This window comes from Anaeromyxobacter sp. Fw109-5 (assembly GCF_000017505.1).
Taxonomy (GTDB): domain Bacteria; phylum Myxococcota; class Myxococcia; order Myxococcales; family Anaeromyxobacteraceae; genus Anaeromyxobacter.
Map to the genome: position 1 here is coordinate 581732 of NC_009675.1, position 19368 is coordinate 601099.

The window sequence follows — 19368 nt, forward strand, 5'->3', positions numbered from 1 at the left end:
GGCGCCTAGCAGATCCGCGGCAGGAGCTCGCCCTCGGGCTCCGCCAGCATCCGCTTGCCGAACCCGGTGTCGAGGATCACGGCCCCGGGCCGCTCTGCGATGGCGGTGGCGATCACGGTCGCGGAGGCGCCGAGCGGGTGGGCGCGCAGCGCGGCGAGGACCTTGTCGGCCGCGCGCGCACGCACCGCGATCACCGCCTTGCCCTCGTTCGCGACGAGGAGCGGGTCGATGCCGATCATCTCGCCGGCGGCGCGCACCTCGTCGCGCACGGGGAGGGCGGTCTCGTCGATCACGATCCCGACCTTCCCCTTCGCCGCCATCTCGTGCAGCACGCCCGCCACGCCGCCGCGGGTGGGGTCCTTCATGGCGACCACGTCCTCGCCGCCGGCGCGGAGCGCCTCGCGGACGAGGCCGTTGAGCGGCGCCACGTCGGAGCGCAGGTCGCCCTCGAGCCGGAGGTCGTGGCGGCGCGACATGATGGCCATGCCGTGGTCGCCGATGGTGCCGGTGACGATGAGGAGGTCGCCGGCGCGCAGGCCGGCGTCGGACACGACGCGCTCGGCGAGTGCCACGCCGGTGGTGTTGAGGACGATGCCGTCCACCTCGTCCTTGCCCATCACCTTGGTGTCGCCGGTGACGATGGGCGCGTTCGCCTCGCGCGCCGTCTCCCGCATGGACGCCACCACGCGCTCCAGGTCCGCGCGCGGGAAGCCGTCCTCGAGGACCACGGCGCAGGTGAGCCCGAGCGGCTCGGTGGCGCCCATCATGGCGAGGTCGTTCACCGTCCCGGAGACGCTGAGCCGCCCGATGTCGCCGCCCGGGAAGAAGATGGGGTGGACGACGTGCGAGTCGGTGGTGACGACGAGCCAGCGGTCGCCGACGCGGATGGCCGCGCCGTCGTCGAGCGCCGAGAGGCCGATGCCGTCCACCGGGGAGGCGAGGGTGAGGAACACGTCCTCGATGAGCTGGCGCATGGCGCGCCCGCCCGAGCCGTGCTTGAGGCCGATCTTGGCGACGGGCTTGTCCATCTAGGTTCCGACCTTCCTGAGATCCGGGACGCCGCCGTAGGTGTGCCAGATGCGGCACTGCCCCTCCGACGACACCATGCAAGCGCCCACCGGCGACTCCGGGACGCAGGTCTTCCCGAAGAGCGCGCAGTCGCCCGGGTTCGCGAGGCCGAGCATGATCGAGCCGCAGATGCAGCCCTTCGCCGCTTCCTCGGCGTCCTCGTCGCGCACGGGCGCCGTGTCGATCCGGAAGCGCTTGCGCGCGTCGAGGTGCGCGTACTCGGGCCTGAGGTCCAGGTTCCCGTCGCGGACCTCGGCGATGCCGCGCCACGTGCCGGTCACGGGACGGAACACCTTCCACAGGCTGCGCTGGGCGGGGAGGTTCCCCTCCTTGGTCACGCAGCGCGGGTAGACGTTCGCGACCTCCGCCTTCCCCTGCCGCATGAGCTCCACGAGCTGGAGGATGGCGGCGAGGATGTCGAGCGGCTCGAAGCCGGCCACCACCACCGGCTTGCCGGTGCGGGCGGCGAACGGCTCGAAGATCCCCCAGCCCGTGATGATGGCGGCGTGCCCCGCCGCGATGTAGCCCTCGATGTTCGTCTGCGGGCTCTCGGCGACGACGTTCATCGCCGCGGGCACGTACTTGTGCACCGAGAGGATGGAGAAGTTCTTCGGCGGGCTCGCGAGCGCCACGGCCGCGGTGGCCACCGCGGTGGTCTCGAAGCCCGAGCCCAGGAAGACCACCTCGTCCTCCGGGTGCTTCTGGGCGAGCTCGACCGCCTGCGAGACGGAGTAGACGACCTCGACCTTCGCGCCGTCCGCCTGGGCATCGGCGAGCGACCGCGCCGTGCCGGGGAGGCGCAGCATGTCGCCGTAGGTGCAGACGCGCGCGCCCTGGAGGGCGAGCGCGACGGCCTCGTCCACCTCGGGGCCGTCGGTCACGCACACCGGACAGCCCGGGCCCATGATGAGCTCGAGGCCGGGCGGCAACACCGCGCGCAGCCCGAAGCGCGCGATCGCCTGCTCGTGGCTGCCGCAGACGTGCATCACCGGCACCGTCCGGCCGATGGCGTCGACCTCTCGGGCGATGGCCTCCGCGAGGGCGCGCGCGCGCACCGGGTCCCGGAACTTCAGCTCCTGGAAGAGATCCTTGCCTGCCATGCCGTCTCCGCGCCGCCTCCCGCGGGCCGAACGCCCGCCGGACGCCGGCGCCTCGTCACGCCTTGTGCTTCGCGGCCGCGATTTCGCCGCGCACGTCCTCGGCCATGAGGTCCGCCTTCGCGCCGGTGACGTCGAGGATCTGGTCGAAGAGCGCGAGCGTCTCCTGCACCTCGTCCGGCGGGATGCGGCGGATGGCGAAGCCGACGTGGTTCAGCACGTAGTCTCCGACCGAGACCGGCTCGTCGACGATGTCGAGCCGCAGCTCCTTCTTCACGCCGAAGAAGTCCACCGTGGCGCTCATGCCGTCGATCGCGACGACCTTCCCTGGGACACCGAGGCACATGGGCTTGCGCTTCCTTCCGGCTACGGGTGCGCCCGCGCGTCCGCGACGAGCGCCTGGCCGAGCGCTATCCCGCCGTCGCCGGGGGGCACCTGGCCGTGTGGATATACCTCAAAAGACAAGGAGAGCTCCCCGAGGATTCCCTCGGCGAGCCGCGCGTTCTGGAAGCAGCCGCCGGTGAGCACGATGGGCAGCCGCCCGGTCGTCCGGCTGGCGCGCCGGACGAGCTCCGCGCCGGCGCGCGCGAGCGCGGCGTGGAAGCGCGAGGACACCGCGGCGGGCGGGGCGCCCGCGATCACGTCCGCGACGAGCGCGCGCCACAGCGGGCGGAGATCCAGCTCCGTGACGGGCCGGGAGGTGTCGAGGTCGAACGGGTAGGGCGCCTCCGCGGCGCCGGTGGCCGCGTTGTCGAGGGCGAGCGCGACCTGCCCCTCGTAGCGGGACACGCCGCGGCCGAGCGCGAGCGCCCCAGCGGCGTCGAAGGCGCGACCGGCGCCGTGCGCGGGCGGCGCGTTGAGGCCGGTCGCGAGGAGGCGGCGCACCACCGCCAGCTCCGCGGGCGGCACGGCGCGGAAGAGCGGCAGCGCCTCGAGCGGCGCGTCCTCGCCGAAGGCGTCGAGCACGGCCGCGAGCGCGATTCGCCACGGCTCGCGGATGGCGCGATCCCCTCCGGCGAGCGGGAGCGGCCGGAACGTCGCGAGCCGCTCGAAGCGATCGCGCTCGACGAGGAGGAGCTCGCCGCCCCAGGCAGCGCCGTCGGTGCCGAGGCCCGTGCCGTCCCAGGCGAGCGCGAGCACCGGCCCGTCGAGGCCGTGCTCGGCCATCGCCGCGGCGGCGTGGGCGTGGTGGTGCTGCACCTCGACGAGCGGGACCCCCAGCGCGGCGGCGCGCTCGCGCGCGTAGCGGGTGGAGAGGTAGAGCGGGTGGAGATCGCAGGCCACGACCTCCGGCCGCAGCGCGAGGAACCCCTCCAGCCGCGCGATGGCCCCCTCGTAGGCGGCGTAGGTCTCGAGGTTGTCGAGATCGCCGACGTGCGGCCCGAGCACCGCCTCGTCGCCGCGGGCCAGGCAGAACGTGTTCTTGAGCTGCGCGCCCACGCCCAGCACCGGGCGGGCGAAGCGGCGGTGGACGATCACCGGGCGCGGGACGTAGCCGCGCGAGCGGCGCATCACCAGCGGCCGGCCGGCCACGGTCCGCGCGACCGAGTCGTCGCACCGCGAGGCGATGGGTCGGTCGTGCACGAGGAACAGGTCGGCGATCCCGCCGAGCCGCCGAAGCGCCTCGTCGTCCTCGAAGGCGATGGGCTCCTCCGAGAGGTTGCCGCTCGTCATCACGAGCGGCCGCGCGGCGGCGCCGAGCAGCAGGTGGTGCAGCGGCGCGTAGGGGAGGAGCAGCCCCACGAGCGGGCTGTCCGGGGCGACCTCCGGGGCGAGGCTTCCGCTCACGGTGAGCCCGTCGAACCGCGCCTCCGGCCGCCGGCGGCAGAGCACGATGGGCCGCTCGACCGAGGCGAGCAGCGCCGCCTCCGCCTCGCCGATCTCGGCCAGGCGCCGCGCCTCGTCCAGATCGCGCACCATCACCGCGAGCGGCTTCTCCTCGCGCCGCTTGCGGGCGCGCAGCGTCGCCACCGCCGCGCTCGAGGTCGCGTCGCAGGCGAGGTGGAACCCGCCGATCCCCTTCACCGCGGCGATCGCGCCCGCGGCGAGCGCGCGGCCGACGTGGCCGATGGGATCCGCCGCCTCGACCGGCGCACCGTCGCGCGCGACCACCCGCACGCGCGGCCCGCAGGCCGGGCAGGCGTTCGGCTGGGCGTGGAAGCGTCGGTCGAGCGGATCCGCGTACTCGCGCGCGCAGGCCTCGCACATGACGAACGACGCCATGGTGGTGGCGGGCCGATCGTACGGCGCGCCGTGCGCGATGGTGAAGCGCGGGCCGCAGTCGGTGCAGTTCGTGAACGGATAGCCGTGGCGCCGGTCGTGCGGGTCGCGCAGCTCGCGCTCGCAGGCGGGGCAGGTGGCGAGGTCCGGCGGGATGGCCGCGCGCCGCTCCGACGAGGCCCCGCTCTCCACGATCTCGAAGCCGACGCTCGGCTCGCCCGCGATGGGCTCGCTCCGGAGCGTCTCGACGACGGCCGCCGGCGGATGGTCGGTGCGCAGCGCGCGTTCGAAGCGGTCGAGCGCGCCGGCGGACCCGAACGCCTCGATGGTCACGCCGGAGGCGTCGTTCCAGACACGGCCGGAGAGGCCGTGCGCGTGCGAGAGCCGGTAGACGAACGGACGGAAGCCGACGCCCTGCACGGTCCCGGTGACCCGGACCCTGCGCCCCTCGACCGGAGGGGCTCCGTCGCTCGCTCGCGCCGCGCGTGTCATGGCTGCCAGGCCGGTCGGGCGACGTCGCCGGGCCTCCCGACCGGAACGGTCTATTTACGCCGTACGGCCGCGCCGCCGCAAGGCACCGCGGGCGAAAACCGCCCTTTTATCGGAGGGAAGGACCCGGTGGCGCGGAGCGCGGGTGAGGGGACCGGGGGGACACCTGGCGGTCGCGCCGCGGACCCGCGGACGAGGCGCGGAACTCTCGGTCGGGCGATTGGATTGAGCACGATGGGACGCTCCACCGAGGTGAGCAAAGCCGCCTCCGCCTCGCCGACCTCCGCGACCCGGCGCGCCTCGTCGAGGTCGCGCACCATCACCGCGAGCGGCTTCTCCTCGCGCCGCTTGCGCGCCCGCAGCGTCACCACCGCCGCGCTGGAGGTCCCGTCGCAGGCGAGATGGAACCCGCCGATCCCCTTCACCGCCGCGATCGCGCCCGCGGCGAGCGCCCGGCCGACGTGGCCGATGGGATCGGCCGCCTCGACCGGCGCGCCGTCCCGCGCGACGACCCTCACGCGCGGCCCGCAGGCGGGGCAGGCGTTCGGCTGCGCGTGGAAGCGGCGGTCACAGGGGTCGGCGTACTCGCGCGCGCAGGCCTCGCACATGACGAACGAGGCCATGGTGGTGGCCGACCCGAATCTGCATCGTGGTACAGGTGATCCGCGAGTGCGTCGCCGTTCAGGTCCCGCAGCACGACCGTGTCGGCGAGCTTCTTGGAGACGCCACACGCATCCGTGTACGTCGCCGTGCCGTACAGTCCCTCCGCCGGGCCAGGGACGGATCCGCCGGACCACCAGAGGGCGTCGCCGCCCAATCCCGTCGAGTCATTGAGCCCGGAGTGCCTCGAAGCAAATACGATCCGAGAGGCCGTCCCCGTTGATGTCGACGAGCCCCTGCTCGCTCACGCCAGACCCGACGCCACCCAGGCACGCCGCCGTCCCGCCCGCGATCTCGCCTCGGAACGCACCGATGCCGGCGACGACGTACGAGAGCGCAGACCCGAACCCCAGCGCGCCCGTCGAAGCGTCTCGATAGCCGGGGAACACGCTCCAGGTCGTCGATGTGGGATACGTCCCGGCGGCCGGCACCTCTCGGACGACGACGTCCTGGAATCCGTCGCCCGTGACGTCGAACAGGTCGGCGCGGACGGTGGCGGGATCTCCGCTGGTCTCGGGGAGGCGAAGCGCGAAGGAATAGGTGCTCTGCGAATCCCAGAAGGCGATCGGCTTGGACGCGTCGATGCAAGAGGATGCGCCGAATGCGAGGTTGTGGTCCGTGCCGATCGTCCCGAAGCGCACGGACATTCCCAACGCGCCGCACTGCGTCGGCCCTGAGTTCAACAAGTCGAGCGCGCCGTCCCCGTCGACGTCCGTGAGGAACTCAGTTGCGTCCGGATTGTTGTTGGCGGTGCTGCCGAACTTGATCCACGTTGATTCCGTCGTTCTGGGCTCAAAGGGGGGAGCACATCCCAAGCGCGCACATCCCCGCGAGCAGGCCCCGCCTCGTCGCGGCCTTGTTCCTAGCCCTGATCGCGATCGGGCTCCTGCTCAATCTCGGCGTCCGCCCGCTCGCGTTCGAGGAGCCGCGCAGGGGACTCGTCGCCCTCGAGATGCAACTGCGCGGCGACTGGGTGGTTCCCACCACGAACGGCGTGCCGTATCTGAATAAGCCGCCGCTGTTCAACTGGGTGCTGCTCGGCTTCATGAAGGTCTTCGGCTCGACCGCGGAGTGGGTGGTGCGGCTCCCCACCGTGGTGAGCTTCCTCCTCACCGCCTGCCTCGTCTACGCGGTGGCGCGACGCCATCTTCAGCGCCAGACGGCGCTCGTGGCGGCGGCGCTGTACCTCACCTTCGGCCAGCTCCTCTTCAAGGCCACGCTGGCGGGCGAGATCGACCTGTTCTTCTCCCTCGTCGTCGCCGCCCAGGCCCTGGCGATCTTCCACTTCGAGCAAAGCGGGCAGCTCCTGCCGCTCTTCCTCGTCTCCTACCTGCTCGCCGCCGCCGGCGTCCTGACCAAGGGCGTCCCGTCCCTCGCGTTCCAGGGGGTGACGCTGCTCGTCTGGCTCGCGCACGCGCGGAAGCTCCGGACGCTCCTGTCCTGGCAGCACGCCGCGGGGCTCTGCGCGTTCGCGCTGTGCGCGGGCGGCTACTTCGCCCTGTACGCGCGACGCGCCGAGCTCGCGCCCTTCCTCGCGAACGTCCTCCTCGAGTCCAGCGAGCGGACCGCGGCGGGCCCGGGCCACGGGCTGGCCGCGGTGCTCGTCCACGCGGCCCGCTTCCCGCTCGAGCTCCTCTGGCTCCTCGTGCCGTGGACGGCGTTCGTGCCGCTGCTCCTCGCAGAGGGCTTCCGGGCCACGCTCGCGGAGAGGCCACTCCTGAAATTCTGCGTCCTGTTCACGGGCGCCAACCTCGTCCCGTACTGGCTCTCCCCCGGGACCCGCCAGCGCTACCTCTACATGTTCCTGCCCTTCGCGGCGCTGCTCCTCGCGGCGGCGCTGGAGCGGGCTCGGCGGGACGACTGGTACCCGCGGCTCGTCGAGTGGACGCTGGGGGCGTGCCTCGCGGCGTGCACCCTCGCCGCCGCGGTCATCCCGTTCACGCGCCTCGGGGCGTTCCTGTCGTCCCCCGCGGCGTGGGTCGTCGTCTGCGGCTGGCTGCTCGCGCTCTCGGTCGCGTACGGGCGGCGTCCGGACGCGAGGGTCATGGCCGCGCTCCTGGCGATCGCCTGCCTGCGCATCGGCTACGACCTCCTCGTCCCGAACGTCCGGCGCACGACGAGCGGCGCCTCGTACTACCGGGAGGTCGCGTCGACGCTGAACGAGAGATACGCGCACGAGCAGATCGCGCTCGTGGCGAGGACCTGGGAGACCGCGAGGGACCTACCCTTCGTCGGCAGGAGCGTCGCGGTGCGCCAGGTGGAGTTCTTCCCCTCGTCCCTGTCCTTCTACTTCACCGCGGGGCGCCGGCAGCTCCTGGAGCTCGCTCCGGAGCTGGTGCCAAGCCGGCTCTACCTCGCGCGATCGACGTTCCGCGTCGACCGCGATCACGAGGTCCTGGAGATCTTCCGAACCACGCTCGAGGATACGCAGGAGCTGAAGCTCGTCAGGATCGCGGCTTCTCCCACCACAGATCCGGCTCGACAGGCGGCACCCGCTCGGTGACCACCACGCCGACCGCCCCGAGCTCCTTCGCGACCTGCGCGACCGCGGCGGGGATCGCCGCCCGCACCTCGGCGCTGAGCCCGATCCCGGTCGCCACGCTCGCGGGGACCACGCCCACGAGCTTCACGATCCGCGGCGAGACCCCCATGAACTCGGCGTTCATGAGCGCCTCGCGCACGCCCGGCTCGTGCGGGCTCATCGCCAGGAGCGGCGCCTTCTTCAGCAGCTCCTCCTTGTCGTAGACGCGCAGCGTGCCCGGCGGTGCCTTCGCCTTCACCGCGTCCACGAGCACGAGGGCCTCGAGCCCGGCGATGAACGCGGTGAGGTCATAGCCAGGTGTGCCCGCGTCCATCACCTGCACGTCGTGAGGCACGGCGTAGCGGGCCTCGAAGACCCGCACGACGTGGGGGCCCACGGCGTCGTCGCCGGTGAGCACGTTGCCGATGCCGATGACGGCGATGCGCGGCGAGGACATGAAGCTCCTGCGTCGAATGAGAATCCCGTCCCGGGAGTCCGGGACGGGATCGGTTCTACCATCACGGCGCTCGCGCTTCCCCCGAGCCTGTCGACGGGTCAGCGCGAGCGGTTGTCTGGGCGGCCGCTACAGCACCTTCACCCGGGAGATCTCCTCGCCCTCCGCGTCCACGGTGTGGATCGCACAGGCGAGGCACGGGTCGAACGAGTGGATGGTGCGGAGCGCCTCGAGCGGCAGCTTCGGATCGGCGATGGGGTTCCCCACGAGCGACTTCTCGTAGGGGCCGAGCTGGTCCTTGGCGTCGCGCGGGCCCGCGTTCCAGGTGGACGGCACGACCGCCTGGTAGTTCGCGAGCTTCATCTCCTTGCCGTCGGTCTCGATCACCGCCCAGTGCGAGAGCGTGCCGCGCGGCGCCTCGTGGAAGCCGACGCCGCGGTAGGTGCCGGGCTTCAGGTTCTTCATGGGGTCCACGAAGATGGCCGTGTCGCCCTTGCCGATGTTCTCGATAAGGAGCTTCCAGTGCTTGAGCGCCAGCTCGCCCATGGTCGCCGCGCGGATGGCGCGGGCGGCGTGGCGGCCGAGCGTGGAGTGGAGGACGGCCGGCGTGAGCTTCACGCCCGCGATCTTGCCGGCCGTACCGAGGCACCAGTCCGACCACTTGCGGATGCTCTCGTGGCCGTTGGCGTAGCCGACGAGCACCTGCGCGAGCGGGCCGACCTGCACCGGCTTGCCCTCGAGGCGAGGCGCCTTCACCCAGGTGTACTTCTCCGGCGCGGGCGTCTCGGCCTTCCAGTCACCCGTGTACTTCGGGTTCGTCTGGCCCTCCCACGGCTGGCGGACCGTGTCGCCCTCGTAGTAGGCGCGGGCGATCGACTCCGTCACGTTCTGGCGCAGGTAGTCGTCGTTCCAGCTCGTGACCGGCTTCACGTTCGACAGGTCGCCGTTCCAGATGATGCCGCCCGGGAGGTCGAACTGCGTCATCTTCGCGTCGGTCGGCATGTCCGGCACGGCGAGGTAGTTCGTCACGCCCGCGCCGTACTTGAGCCAGTCCGGGTAGCTCGCCGCGATGGCGGCGACGTCCGGCAGGTAGACCTGCTGCACGAAGGTGACGACCTCCTCGAGGAGGGTCTTCACCTGGTACAGCTTCTCCATGTTGAGCGCCGCCGGGCTGTCCAGGTTGATCGCGTTGGCGACGCCGCCCACCGCGAGGTTCTGGATGTTCGGCGTCTTGGAGCCCAGGATCGCGACGGCCTGGTTCGCCTTGCGCTGCACGTCCAGCGCCTGCAGGTAGTGCGCGACGGCGAGGAGGTTCACCTCCGGCGAGAGCTTCATCGCCGGGTGGCCCCAGTAGCCGTTGGTGAAGATGCCGAGCTGGCCGGCCTGGACGAAGCCCGCCACCTTCTCCTTCGCCGCCGCGAGGGCGTGCTTCGAATTCCCCGCCCACTGCAGGCCGAGCGAGTCGGCGAGGTCCGCCGCCTTCTCGGGATCCGCCTTCAGCGCGGCGACGACGTCCACCCAGTCGAGCGCGGAGAGCGCGTAGAAGTGGACGATGTGATCGTGGAGCGAGTGCGCGCTCATGATCACGTTGCGGATGAGCTGCGCGTTCAGCGGGATCTCCAGGCCGAGCGCGTTCTCGACGCTGCGCACCGAGGCGATCGCGTGCACGGTGGTGCACACGCCGCAGATGCGCTGGGTGAACACCCAGGCGTCGCGCGGGTCGCGGCCCTGGAGGATCGTCTCGATGCCGCGCCACATCGTGCCCGAGGACCAGGCGTTCTTGACCGCGCCGCCGTCCACCTCGACGTCGATGCGGAGGTGGCCCTCGATGCGGGTGACGGGGTCGATGGTGATGAGCTTACCCATGGACGTTTACCTCTCTGACTAGCGGCTGGCGGCGGTCTTCATCGCGCCGCTCTCGAGTTTCGAGTGCTTGGGGCGTTCGTCGACGGCGACGACCGGGAACAGGCGGGAGATCACGATGAAGATGGCGACGCCGACCGACGCCATGCCGAGCGTGACGAGCGTCTCGCCGAGCGACGGGAAGTACGCCCAGCCGGCCGGGATGGCCTTGCCGTTCGCGTCGAAGCCCGCCGGGCGGTAGACGCTCAGGTACGTGTCCATGCGGTAGGCGGCGCCGGCGAGCACGGCGAGCAGCGCCGCGCCGAAGAGCCGGCCGCGGTTCGCCTGGACCCTGGGGAGCAGGAACAGCACCGCCGGCGCGAGGAAGAGCGCCAGCTCCACGAGGAGGAGCGCGGTGTAGAAGTTCGCGCCGAGGTAGCGGAGCTTCCCGCTCCAGGCGAGGTCCCCGAGCCGCAGCGCCACGTAGAAGAAGAGCAGCCCTGCGTTCACCTTGGAGAGCTGGGCGAGCAGCTTCTGGTCGTGCTTCCCGTTCCAGGTGAGCTTCAGGAGGGTGACGAGCGCGACCACCGCCCCGAAGCCCATCGACAGGCACGAGACGAGGAACAGCGTGGGCAGGAGCGCCGTGTGCCAGAGCGGGTGGACCTTGGTCTCGGCGATGAGCATCAGGCCGCCGAGGGAGCTCTGGTGCATCGTGGGGAGCACGATGGCGAGGGCGATGATGAAGGGCAGGGCCCGGTGGAGCCGCGGCCCCCAGCGCTTGCCGATGGCGGCGAAGCGCGGGTGGCGGCTCGCGGCCGCGCCCTCGAGCACCGAGGGCAGCACCTCGACCCACAGCACCGTGACGTACGCGATCACGCAGACCGCGACCTCGAGCAGCGCCGAGGAGAGGTTCCAGTAGGGGAGCCACGGCAGCCAGTACGCGTTCCAGTAGCGGCCGAGGGCCACCACGATCGAGCTCGCGCCCAGCGTGTACGCGATGGCGCCCACCAGCACGGCCGGCCGGACGAGGGCGTGGTACTGGCCCTTGTTGAGCGCGTAGCAGAGGAGCCCGACCGAGAACGCGCCGGCCCCGATGCCGGTGAACACGACCACGTTCAACGGCTCCCAGATGCCCCAGGTGAACCCGTCCGTCATGTTCGAGACGGGCCCGACGCCGACGATGAAGCGGTACAGCATCACCGCCGCGGCGACGCCGAAGAGCGCGAGCAGCGTCTTCATCGGGGGGGCGAGCAGCTTGCCCCCGATCGCCTTCGGGTGTTCGTGGGCGCTCATCGCTTGCCCTCCGGGCCGTGCTCGGCCGCCTCTTCCTTCTTGCGGTTGCGGTGGATGACGAAGGCGAGCCCCGCGTAGAGCGCGATGGGCGTGAGGCCGTGCAGGTACGGCGCGTGGGAGACCTTCTCCGAGAACTCCGCGCTCGACCGCTCGGGCAGCACCGGCAGCCCCAGCGCCGTGAACTCCACGCCCTTGGGGGCGAGGTACAGGACCTGGGTCCCGCCGCCGTCGTGCTCGCCGTACACCTTCGCCTCGTAGCGCTCCGGCTCGGCCGCCACGCGCCGCTTCGCCTCGGCGAGCAGCTCGGCGCGCCTCCCGTAGATCACCGCCTCGCGCGGGCAGGCCTCGCAGCAGGCGGGGTTCGCGACGGCGAGGGGCCCCTCCTTCTTCGGGTCGCCGCGGTGGCGACACAGCTCGCACTTCACGATCTTGGGGAACGCGTCGTCCCACTCGAACTTCGGGACGTTGAAGGCGCAGCCGATCTGGCAGTAGCGGCAGCCGACGCAGAGGTCCTTGTCCCACAGGACGATGCCGGTCGCGACGGACCGCTCGCCCTTCATGAGCCGCTTGCCCTGCGCCTCCTTGTGGAGCGCGCCCATCATGCAGACCGACACGCACGACGGGTCGACGCAGTGCATGCACTGCTGCTTCATGTACGTCTGCGAGTCGCCGGCCGGGTGCGCCTTGATGATGTTCTTCGTCGTGCCGTTCAAGTCGTTCGGCGCGTCGTACTGACCGTCCGGGGTGCGGTCGTACGGGAGCTCGTTGGCCTCCTTGCACCGCGTGACGCACGCGCGGCAGCCCACGCAGCGGGTGGCGTCGAACAGCATCCCGACGGCGTCGGGCAGGGGCTGGACCGCCTCGCGGGCCTCGGCCTTGCCGGCGAGCGCGGTGGCCGCTCCGGCGACGGCCGCTCCCTTGAGCAGGTCTCGTCGTGTGATGGCCATGGGCGGCTACTCCTTCCCCTCTTCCTTCTCCGCCTCGGCCGTGAGCTTGCGCGTGGCCATGACGCCCGCGCCGATGACCGCGCCGGCGATGGCGCTGCCGACGCCGATGGCGATGGCGCCGTTGCCGCGGCCGAGCACGTCGTGATCCGGGTGGACGGCCGGGTACGCCATCGGGGCGGTCGGCCTCTCGACGGGCAGGTTCGTGTAGATCGGGACGTGGAACCCGATGCCCTGCTCGGTGCAGCCGACGCACGGGTGGCCGATGGCGACCGGCCACGCGCCCGGGACCTCGCAGAAGTCGAGCAGCGAGCAGTTGGCGTGCGTCTGCGGCCCCTTGCAGCCGAGCTTGTAGAGGCACCAGCCGTTGCGGTGGCCCTCGTCGCCGAACGCCTGCGCGAAGCGGCCCGCGTCGAAGTGCGGCCGGCGCTGGCAGTCCTCGTGGATGACGCGGCCGTAGGCGAACTTCGGGCGACCGAGGTCGTCGAGGGCCGGGAGGGTGCCGAAGGTGGCGTACTGGAGGACGGTGCCGAGCAGGTTGTAGGGGTTCGCCGGGCAGCCGGGCAGCGTCACCACGCTCTTGCCCTTCAGGAGCTGCGGGACGCCGGTGGCGCCGGTCGGGTTCGGCTCGGCGGAGGGGATCCCGCCCCACGAGGCGCACGAGCCGATGGCGATGACCGCCCCGGCCTTGGCGGCGACCTCGCTCAGCGTGTCGACCGCCTTCTTGCCGCCGACCTGGCAGTAGATGCCGCCGTCCTTCGTCGGGATGGCGCCCTCGACGACGAGGACGAACTTGCCCTCGTTCTCGTGCATCGCCTTCTCGAGCGCCTCCTCGATCTGGAGGCCGGCCGCCGCGAAGAGGGTCTCGTGGTAGTCGACCGAGACGAGGTCGAGGATCAGCGAGCCGACGTCGGGGTGGCTCGTGCGGAGCAGCGACTCCGTGCAGCCGGTGCACTCCTGGAAGTGAAGCCAGATGACCGAGGGCTTCCTCCCCTTGGCCACGTTCTCGGCCATCTTCTCGCCGGCCCAGGCCGGGAGGCCCACGGCCGCCGCCGCGGTGGTGCAGACCTTGATGAAGTCGCGGCGGGAGACGCCCTTCGCCGTCCCCAGGCCGAGCACTTCGGAGCGCATGTCGTTCATTCCGTCCTCCGGGTGCGCGAACACTACCGCTCCGGTCTTGAATTGCAACATGCCAAAATCGCGGCGCTTTTTCGGATTGGGTCTGACGCAATCCTTGCGTGGGCATTCTGCGGCGAACGGCCGCTACTCGGTCCGTAATCACCCGTCGGCCGAGCCGTTTGATTGATCCGCGTCAGGTCGAAACCGGGTAAAACCCGTAAACGGTCCCGCGAAATGGCCTTTGTGGAGTCCGCGAGGCAACATTGACCAGTGCAATCCACGACAAAATTGCGCAGCGGATTTTTGGGCGGAATCAGCCCGGTTCTCACGGAGAGCGCGGGTAACGCGCGGGCGAACGCGGACGGTCCCGGGGACCGCATGAAGCGGGCAGGTGGCGTCGATGACGGTGGGTGAATGCGGCGCAAGCTTCGCCGGCCCCCGGTAGGCGAACCGAGCGTGAACCGGCGCGGCCTCCCGGAGCCTCGCGGGGGCACCCCCGCGGACGGTCAGCGCGCCGCGAACGGGTCTGCGAGCTCGGGGGCTACGACGTCGCGCGGCACGAGGTCGAGCGGAGCGAGCTCGGGCAGCTCCGCCTCCGCGGGGGCGGCCGACAGGGCCTCGAACCGCCGCGCAGCGGGGAGGACGCGCGCCTCGAGCGAGCCCACCGCCCGGTTGTACGCCTCGACGGTGCCGCCGAGCGCACGGCCGAGCCGCGCGAAGTGCCCGCCGAGGTCCGCGATGCGCTTGTAGAGCTCGCGGCCGAGCGCGGCGACCGCCTCGGCGTTCTCGGCGACCTCCGCCTGGCGCCAGCCGTGGGCCACCGCCTTCAGGAGCGCGATGAGGGTGGTCGGGGTCGCGACGATCACCTGCCGCTCGGCGCTCGCCTCGAGGAGCGTCGGGTCCGCCTCCAGCGCCGCCGCGTAGAAGCTCTCGCCCGGCAGGAACAGGACCGCGAACTCCGGCGCCGGGCGCAGCCGCTCCCAGTACGCCTTCCTGCCCAGCTGCTGCACGTGCTCCCGGAGCTGCCGCGCGTGATCAGCGAGGCGGGCGCGCCGCTCGCCGTCGTCGCGGGCTTCGATCGCCTCGAGGTAGGCGGAGAGCGGCGCCTTCGCGTCCACCACGACGTTCCGTCCACCGGGCAGGCGCACGACGAGGTCCGGTCGCAGCCGTCCCTCGTCTCCCTCGACCGTCGCCTGCTCCTCGAAGTCGCAGCGGTCGAGCATGCCGGCGAGCTCGACGACGCGGCGCAGCTGGAGCTCGCCCCAGCGGCCACGGGCCTGCGGCGCGCGGAGCGCCTTCACCAGGTTCGCCGCCTCGCCGCGGACCTGCGCCTGCGCCTCGGCGACCTGCCGGAGCTGCTCGGTGAGCGCGCCGTACGCCCCCTCCCGCGCGCGCTCGATCGCGCGCAGCTCCCCGTCGAGCCGGCCGAGGGCGTCGCGCACCGGGGCGAGCAGGCTCCCGATGGCCTCCTGGCGGCGGGCGAGCTCGCCCTCGGCCGCGGCGCGCTCGCGCCCGAGGGCCGCCCGCGCGAGCTCGAGGAACGACGCGCTCGAGTCGCGGAGCGCGTCCGCGGAGAGCGCCTTGAACGCGTCGGAGAGGCGCGCCCGCGCGTCCTCCACGAGCGCCCGCTTCTCCTCCGCGCCGGCGCGCTCCGCGGCGAGCGTCGCCTCCAGCTCGGCGATGCGCACGGCCCGCTCGGCGGCGCGCCGGGCGTCGCCGCTCCGCGCGAGGAATCCGGCGACCGCGCCCAGCGCGAGGCCGAGCGCGAGGAGGAGGAGAGCGGTCGCGTCCATCCGCCGAGCCTACTCCCCGGCTCTGTCCGGACGGCCCGGGCGGGGGCCGCGCCGATCTCACGCACGGTGCAGCCGCGAGGCCCGGCGCCGCGGCGGCCGCCGGTGTAGAACGAGCGGACACCCCGGAGGACTCTCGATGCGCATCTTCGCCCGCTCCCTCGCCGCCGCCCTCGCCTTCGCGGCGCTCCCCGCCGACGCGGCCTCCGCCGCTCGCTTCCCGGACGCCGCCGCGCTTCGCCGCGCCGAGGCGCGCTACGCGCCGGTGGACCTGAAGGTGGACGTCTCGCGGCTCCCCGAGAGCGAGCGGCGCGCCCTCGCGCTCCTCGTCGAGGCGGCGCGGGTGATGGACGCGCTCTTCCTGCGCCAGGCGTGGGCGGGGAACGAGCCGCTCCTCCTCGTCCTCGCGCAGGATCGGTCGCCGCTCGGCCAGGCGCGGCTCGCCGCGTTCCTGCGGAACAAGGGCCCGTGGGACCGGCTCGAGCACGGCGAGCCGGCCTTCCTGCCGGGCGTCCCGGAGAAGCCGGCCGCCGCGAACTTCTACCCGGCCGGCGCGACGAAGGAGGAGGTGGAGCGCTGGCTCGCGGGGCTCGCGCCGGAGGCGAAGGCCGAGGCGACCGGGTTCTTCACCACCGTCCGCCGCGCCCCGGGCGGCGGCCTCGTGGCGGTGCCGTACGCGCTCGAGTACCAGGGAGACCTCGCGCGCGCCGCGGAGCTCCTGCGCGCGGCGGCCGCGGCCACGTCGGACGCGACCCTGCGCAAGTTCCTCGAGGCGCGCGCCCAGGCGTTCACCTCGAACGACTACTACGCCTCGGACGTGGCCTGGATGGAGCTCGACGCGTCGGTCGAGCCGACCATCGGTCCGTACGAGGTGTACGAGGACGGCTGGTTCAACGCGAAGGCGGCGTTCGAGGCCTTCATCGGCGTCCGCGACGACGCCGAGACCGCGAAGCTCCAGCGCTTCGCGGCGGAGCTGCAGGGCATCGAGGACGCGCTCCCCATCGACGCGGCGCTCAAGAACCCGAAGCTCGGCGCGATGGCGCCGATCCGGGTGGTGAACGAGCTGCTCGCCGCGGGCGACGCCATGAAGGGCGTCCAGACGGCCGCGTTCAACCTCCCCAACGACGAGCGCATCGTCCGCGAGATGGGCTCGAAGCGCGTGATGCTGAAGAACGTCCAGGAGGCGAAGTTCCAGAGGGTGCTCCTGCCCATCGCCGGGATCGCGCTCTCGAAGGCGGACCGTGCCGCGGTGGCGTTCGACCCGTTCTTCACGCACATCCTCATGCACGAGCTGCTGCACGGCCTCGGGCCTCACGAGCTCGTGCTCGGCGGTCGCACGACCACCGTCCGCGCCGAGCTCGGCGACACCTACAGCGCCCTCGAGGAGGCCAAGGCCGACGTGGCCGGGCTGTTCGCCCTGCAGAAGCTCCTCGACGAGGGGAAGCTCGATCGCGGCATGCAGCGGACGCTCTACCCCACCTTCCTGGCGTCGGCGTTCCGCTCGATCCGCTTCGGCGTCGGGGAGGCCCACGGGCGCGGCATGGCGCTCCAGCTCAGCTGGTTCCTCGACGCGGGCGCGATCGCGCCGCGGCCCGACGGCTCCTTCGCGATCGACGCCGCGAAGATGCGCGAAGCCGTGGTCTCGCTCACCCGCGAGATCATGACCATCCAGGGGAAGGGCGACCGCGCCGCGGCCCAGGCGCTGCTCGAGCAGAAGGGCGTGGTCCGCCCGGAGGTGCAGCGCGTGCTCGACCGGCTGCGCGGGATCCCCGTGGACATCGCGCCGCGCTTCGTCACGGCGGAGGCGCTCACGCAGCGCTAGCGGGCGCCGCGGATCCGCGCGGGCTTCCTCCGATCAAGACGAGCTGCGCTCGGTCCGCGACGCGGCCCGCCGCACCGCCGCCTCGATCGCGGCGAGCGGCGGCGGCTTCGCGAGGTGCTCGTCGAACCCCGCCTCCGTCGCGCGCCGCAGGTCGTCCGGCAGCGCGTAACCGGTGAGGGCGACGAGGTAGGCGCCGCGGGTCCCGGGATCGTCGCGGCACGCGCGCGCCACGCCGTAGCCGTCGAGCTTCGGCAGGCCGATGTCGCAGAACACGATCTCCGGGCGGAGCGCGCCGATGCGCTCCACCGCCGCCTCGCCGTCGTGCGCGACGGCCACCTCGTGCCCGTCGAGGACGAGCAGGTCGCGCAGGGTCTCGGCGGCGTCGACGTTGTCGTCCACGACCAGGATCCGCCTGCGCGCGAAGGCCCCCGCCGAGGTGGGGACCGGCGGGGCCGCCGCCTCCACGCGGGCGATCGGCAGGCGCACCAGGAACTCGGCGCCGGCGCCGGGCCCGTCGCTGTGGGCCCACACGTGGCCGCCGTGCAGCTCCGCGAGGCTGCGCACCAGCGCGAGCCCGAGCCCGAGGCCGCCCCGGCTGCGCTCGAGGCTCACCTCCGCCTGCGCGAACGGCTCGAAGAGGCGGGCCAGCATCTCCCCGTCCATGCCCACGCCGGTGTCGCGCACCCGCAGCAGCGCGTCCTTCTCGCCGGGCGTCAGCTCGAGGAGCACGTGGCCGCCACGCGGGGTGAACTTGACGGCGTTGAGGAGCAGGTTCCCCACGATCTGCGTGAGGCGCGTCGCGTCCCCGGAGACCGGCACGGGGGCGTCCGGAAGGCGGACGTCGAGGGCGACGCCCGCCTCGGCGAAGAGCGGGCGGTGGTCCTCGGCGGCGCGCCGGACCACCTCGGTGAGCCCGAGCGGCGCGGGGCGGAGCTGGATCTTGCCGCGGGAGATGCGGGTCAGGTCGAGCAGGTCGTCCACCAGCCGGGAGAGGTGGGCGAGCTGGCGCTGCAGGACGGCCTGGGCCCGGCGGGAGGTGTCCTCGGACGCGTCGGGCCGCTCGAGCACGCCGAGCGCGTTCCACATCGGGGCGAGGGGGTTGCGCAGCTCGTGCGAGAGCACGGCGAGGAAGTGGTCCTTGCGCCGGTCGGCCGCGAGGAGCGCCTGCTCGCCGTGCTTGCGCTCCGTGACGTCGAGCGCGATGCCGCGGACGCGCACCGGGGCGCCGCTCGCGTCGTACTCGGCCCCGCCGATCTCCCAGATCCAGCGCTCGCCGAGGGCGGGGTGGTGGATGCGGAACTCGGCGCTGTACTCCTCGGCGCGCTCCACGGCGGCGGTGAGCGCGGCGGCGACGGCGGGCGCGTCCTCCGGCACCACCCGGCGCCGCCAGGAGGCGATGTCCGGCCCGCGCGCGGCGAGCGCCGTGCCGTAGAGGGCGTGGCACTCGCGGGACATCCAGGCGGTCCCGGCGACGAGGTCGAGCTCCCAGACCCCCGCGTGGGCGGCGCGCTGCGCGAGGCGGAGGAGCGCCTCGCTCGCGCGCAGGTCCTCCTCGATGCGCTTGCGGGCGGTGATGTCGTGCACCGTCGCGACGGTCCGCACCGGCGCCCCCGCCGCGTCGCGCAGGACGTTACCGGTGACCACCACCCAGGCGATCAGCCCGTCCTTGCGGACGTAGCGCTTCTCGATGTTCCAGCCGTCGGTCTCCCCGCGCAGCGCCGCCTCGACGGCGGCGGCGTCGCGGGCGCGATCGGCGGGGTGGGTGATCTCGGTGACCTCCCGATCCAGCAGCTCCTCGGCGGTGTAGCCGGTGATCTCGCAGAAGCGGCGGTTCACGCGCACGAGCCGGCGCCGCGCGGGATCGGCGATCGCCTTCCCGCTCCCGGCCAGCTCGAAGATCGCGCGGAACTCGCGGTCCTCCCCGACGGCCCCGTCCCGGCAGCCCTCGCCTCGCTCGCCGAGGTCACCCTCGGTCACGCCGGCGGGGGACTCCAGCGGCACTCGCCTCTGCACGACGACTCCCTCGGGGGTGCACCTGATGAGAGCGGG

15 protein-coding genes are annotated in these 19368 nt (G+C 72.7%); 2 read left to right on the forward strand and 13 right to left on the reverse strand.

Annotated elements, in window-relative coordinates; translation table 11 throughout:
* Positions 1 to 5: 5 nt before the first annotated feature.
* The 6 genes from hypE to ANAE109_RS02655 form a co-directional block, all read right to left on the reverse strand.
* Positions 6 to 1028, reverse strand: coding sequence for a hydrogenase expression/formation protein HypE (hypE, locus tag ANAE109_RS02630; RefSeq protein WP_011984835.1), 1023 nt, complete (start codon positions 1026 to 1028; stop codon positions 6 to 8).
* Positions 1029 to 2168: a hydrogenase formation protein HypD gene (gene hypD, locus ANAE109_RS02635; protein ID WP_011984836.1), complete on the reverse strand. Its 1140-nt coding sequence runs from the start codon at positions 2166 to 2168 to the stop codon at positions 1029 to 1031.
* A gap of 55 nt (positions 2169 to 2223) precedes the next feature.
* On the reverse strand, positions 2224 to 2511 hold the full coding sequence (locus ANAE109_RS02640; protein WP_011984837.1) for a HypC/HybG/HupF family hydrogenase formation chaperone: 288 nt from the start codon (positions 2509 to 2511) through the stop codon (positions 2224 to 2226).
* 20 nt (positions 2512 to 2531) lie between these two features.
* Positions 2532 to 4877: a carbamoyltransferase HypF gene (gene hypF / locus ANAE109_RS02645; RefSeq protein ID WP_011984838.1), complete on the reverse strand. Its 2346-nt coding sequence runs from the start codon at positions 4875 to 4877 to the stop codon at positions 2532 to 2534.
* Positions 4878 to 4927: 50 nt separating this feature from the next.
* Entirely contained in the window at positions 4928 to 5497 is a 570-nt protein-coding gene (locus ANAE109_RS02650; protein WP_011984839.1) for a Sua5/YciO/YrdC/YwlC family protein, read from the reverse strand.
* Positions 5498 to 5701: 204 nt separating this feature from the next.
* Positions 5702 to 6349: a hypothetical protein gene (locus ANAE109_RS02655; protein WP_041448079.1), complete on the reverse strand. Its 648-nt coding sequence runs from the start codon at positions 6347 to 6349 to the stop codon at positions 5702 to 5704.
* A gap of 41 nt (positions 6350 to 6390) precedes the next feature.
* Here ANAE109_RS02655 and ANAE109_RS02660 point away from each other — a divergent pair, with 41 nt between their 5' ends.
* The gene (locus ANAE109_RS02660; protein WP_041448080.1) at positions 6391 to 8037 is read left to right on the forward strand and encodes a glycosyltransferase family 39 protein; all 1647 of its coding nucleotides are present in this window, start codon (positions 6391 to 6393) and stop codon (positions 8035 to 8037) included.
* Here ANAE109_RS02660 and ANAE109_RS02665 read toward each other — a convergent pair.
* The 6 genes from ANAE109_RS02665 to ANAE109_RS02690 all read right to left on the reverse strand — a co-directional run bounded on the left by ANAE109_RS02665 (position 7979) and on the right by ANAE109_RS02690 (position 15500).
* On the reverse strand, positions 7979 to 8512 hold the full coding sequence (locus ANAE109_RS02665) for a hydrogenase maturation protease (RefSeq protein ID WP_011984842.1): 534 nt from the start codon (positions 8510 to 8512) through the stop codon (positions 7979 to 7981). The genes ANAE109_RS02660 and ANAE109_RS02665 overlap by 59 nt on opposite strands.
* A gap of 126 nt (positions 8513 to 8638) precedes the next feature.
* Positions 8639 to 10375, reverse strand: a complete 1737-nt coding sequence (locus ANAE109_RS02670; RefSeq protein WP_011984843.1) for a nickel-dependent hydrogenase large subunit — start codon at positions 10373 to 10375, stop codon at positions 8639 to 8641.
* Positions 10376 to 10393: 18 nt separating this feature from the next.
* Positions 10394 to 11644 (reverse strand): Ni/Fe-hydrogenase cytochrome b subunit, encoded by a 1251-nt coding sequence (locus tag ANAE109_RS02675; RefSeq protein WP_011984844.1) that lies wholly within the window; start codon positions 11642 to 11644, stop codon positions 10394 to 10396.
* Positions 11641 to 12591, reverse strand: coding sequence for a hydrogenase 2 operon protein HybA (gene hybA / locus ANAE109_RS02680; RefSeq protein WP_011984845.1), 951 nt, complete (start codon positions 12589 to 12591; stop codon positions 11641 to 11643). Before hybA ends, ANAE109_RS02675 begins: the two co-directional genes overlap by 4 nt.
* A gap of 6 nt (positions 12592 to 12597) precedes the next feature.
* Complete coding sequence (locus tag ANAE109_RS02685) at positions 12598 to 13719, reverse strand: hydrogenase small subunit (RefSeq protein WP_234945228.1); 1122 nt, start codon at positions 13717 to 13719, stop codon at positions 12598 to 12600.
* Positions 13720 to 14213: 494 nt separating this feature from the next.
* Positions 14214 to 15500: a DNA recombination protein RmuC gene (locus ANAE109_RS02690; RefSeq protein WP_011984847.1), complete on the reverse strand. Its 1287-nt coding sequence runs from the start codon at positions 15498 to 15500 to the stop codon at positions 14214 to 14216.
* Positions 15501 to 15636: 136 nt separating this feature from the next.
* On the opposite strand from ANAE109_RS02690, the gene ANAE109_RS02695 reads away from it, so the two are divergent.
* The gene (locus ANAE109_RS02695; protein ID WP_011984848.1) at positions 15637 to 17319 is read left to right on the forward strand and encodes a DNA mismatch repair protein MutT; all 1683 of its coding nucleotides are present in this window, start codon (positions 15637 to 15639) and stop codon (positions 17317 to 17319) included.
* A 33-nt stretch (positions 17320 to 17352) separates the two neighbouring features.
* Here the strand turns inward: ANAE109_RS02695 and ANAE109_RS23200 are convergent, their stop codons facing one another.
* Entirely contained in the window at positions 17353 to 19332 is a 1980-nt protein-coding gene (locus ANAE109_RS23200; RefSeq protein WP_011984849.1) for a PAS domain-containing protein, read from the reverse strand.
* Positions 19333 to 19368: the final 36 nt, after the last annotated feature.

Coding starts and splice junctions, on each gene's coding strand:
- hypE (WP_011984835.1), bottom strand. CDS start 1,028: ATGGACAAGCCCGTCGCCAAGATCGGCCTCAAGCACGGCTCGGGCGGG.
- hypD (WP_011984836.1), bottom strand. CDS start 2,168: ATGGCAGGCAAGGATCTCTTCCAGGAGCTGAAGTTCCGGGACCCGGTG.
- ANAE109_RS02640 (WP_011984837.1), bottom strand. CDS start 2,511: ATGTGCCTCGGTGTCCCAGGGAAGGTCGTCGCGATCGACGGCATGAGC.
- hypF (WP_011984838.1), bottom strand. CDS start 4,877: ATGACACGCGCGGCGCGAGCGAGCGACGGAGCCCCTCCGGTCGAGGGG.
- ANAE109_RS02650 (WP_011984839.1), bottom strand. CDS start 5,497: ATGGCCTCGTTCGTCATGTGCGAGGCCTGCGCGCGCGAGTACGCCGAC.
- ANAE109_RS02665 (WP_011984842.1), bottom strand. CDS start 8,512: ATGTCCTCGCCGCGCATCGCCGTCATCGGCATCGGCAACGTGCTCACC.
- ANAE109_RS02670 (WP_011984843.1), bottom strand. CDS start 10,375: ATGGGTAAGCTCATCACCATCGACCCCGTCACCCGCATCGAGGGCCAC.
- ANAE109_RS02675 (WP_011984844.1), bottom strand. CDS start 11,644: ATGAGCGCCCACGAACACCCGAAGGCGATCGGGGGCAAGCTGCTCGCC.
- hybA (WP_011984845.1), bottom strand. CDS start 12,591: ATGGCCATCACACGACGAGACCTGCTCAAGGGAGCGGCCGTCGCCGGA.
- ANAE109_RS02685 (WP_234945228.1), bottom strand. CDS start 13,719: ATGCGCTCCGAAGTGCTCGGCCTGGGGACGGCGAAGGGCGTCTCCCGC.
- ANAE109_RS02690 (WP_011984847.1), bottom strand. CDS start 15,500: ATGGACGCGACCGCTCTCCTCCTCCTCGCGCTCGGCCTCGCGCTGGGC.
- ANAE109_RS02695 (WP_011984848.1), top strand. CDS start 15,637: ATGCGCATCTTCGCCCGCTCCCTCGCCGCCGCCCTCGCCTTCGCGGCG.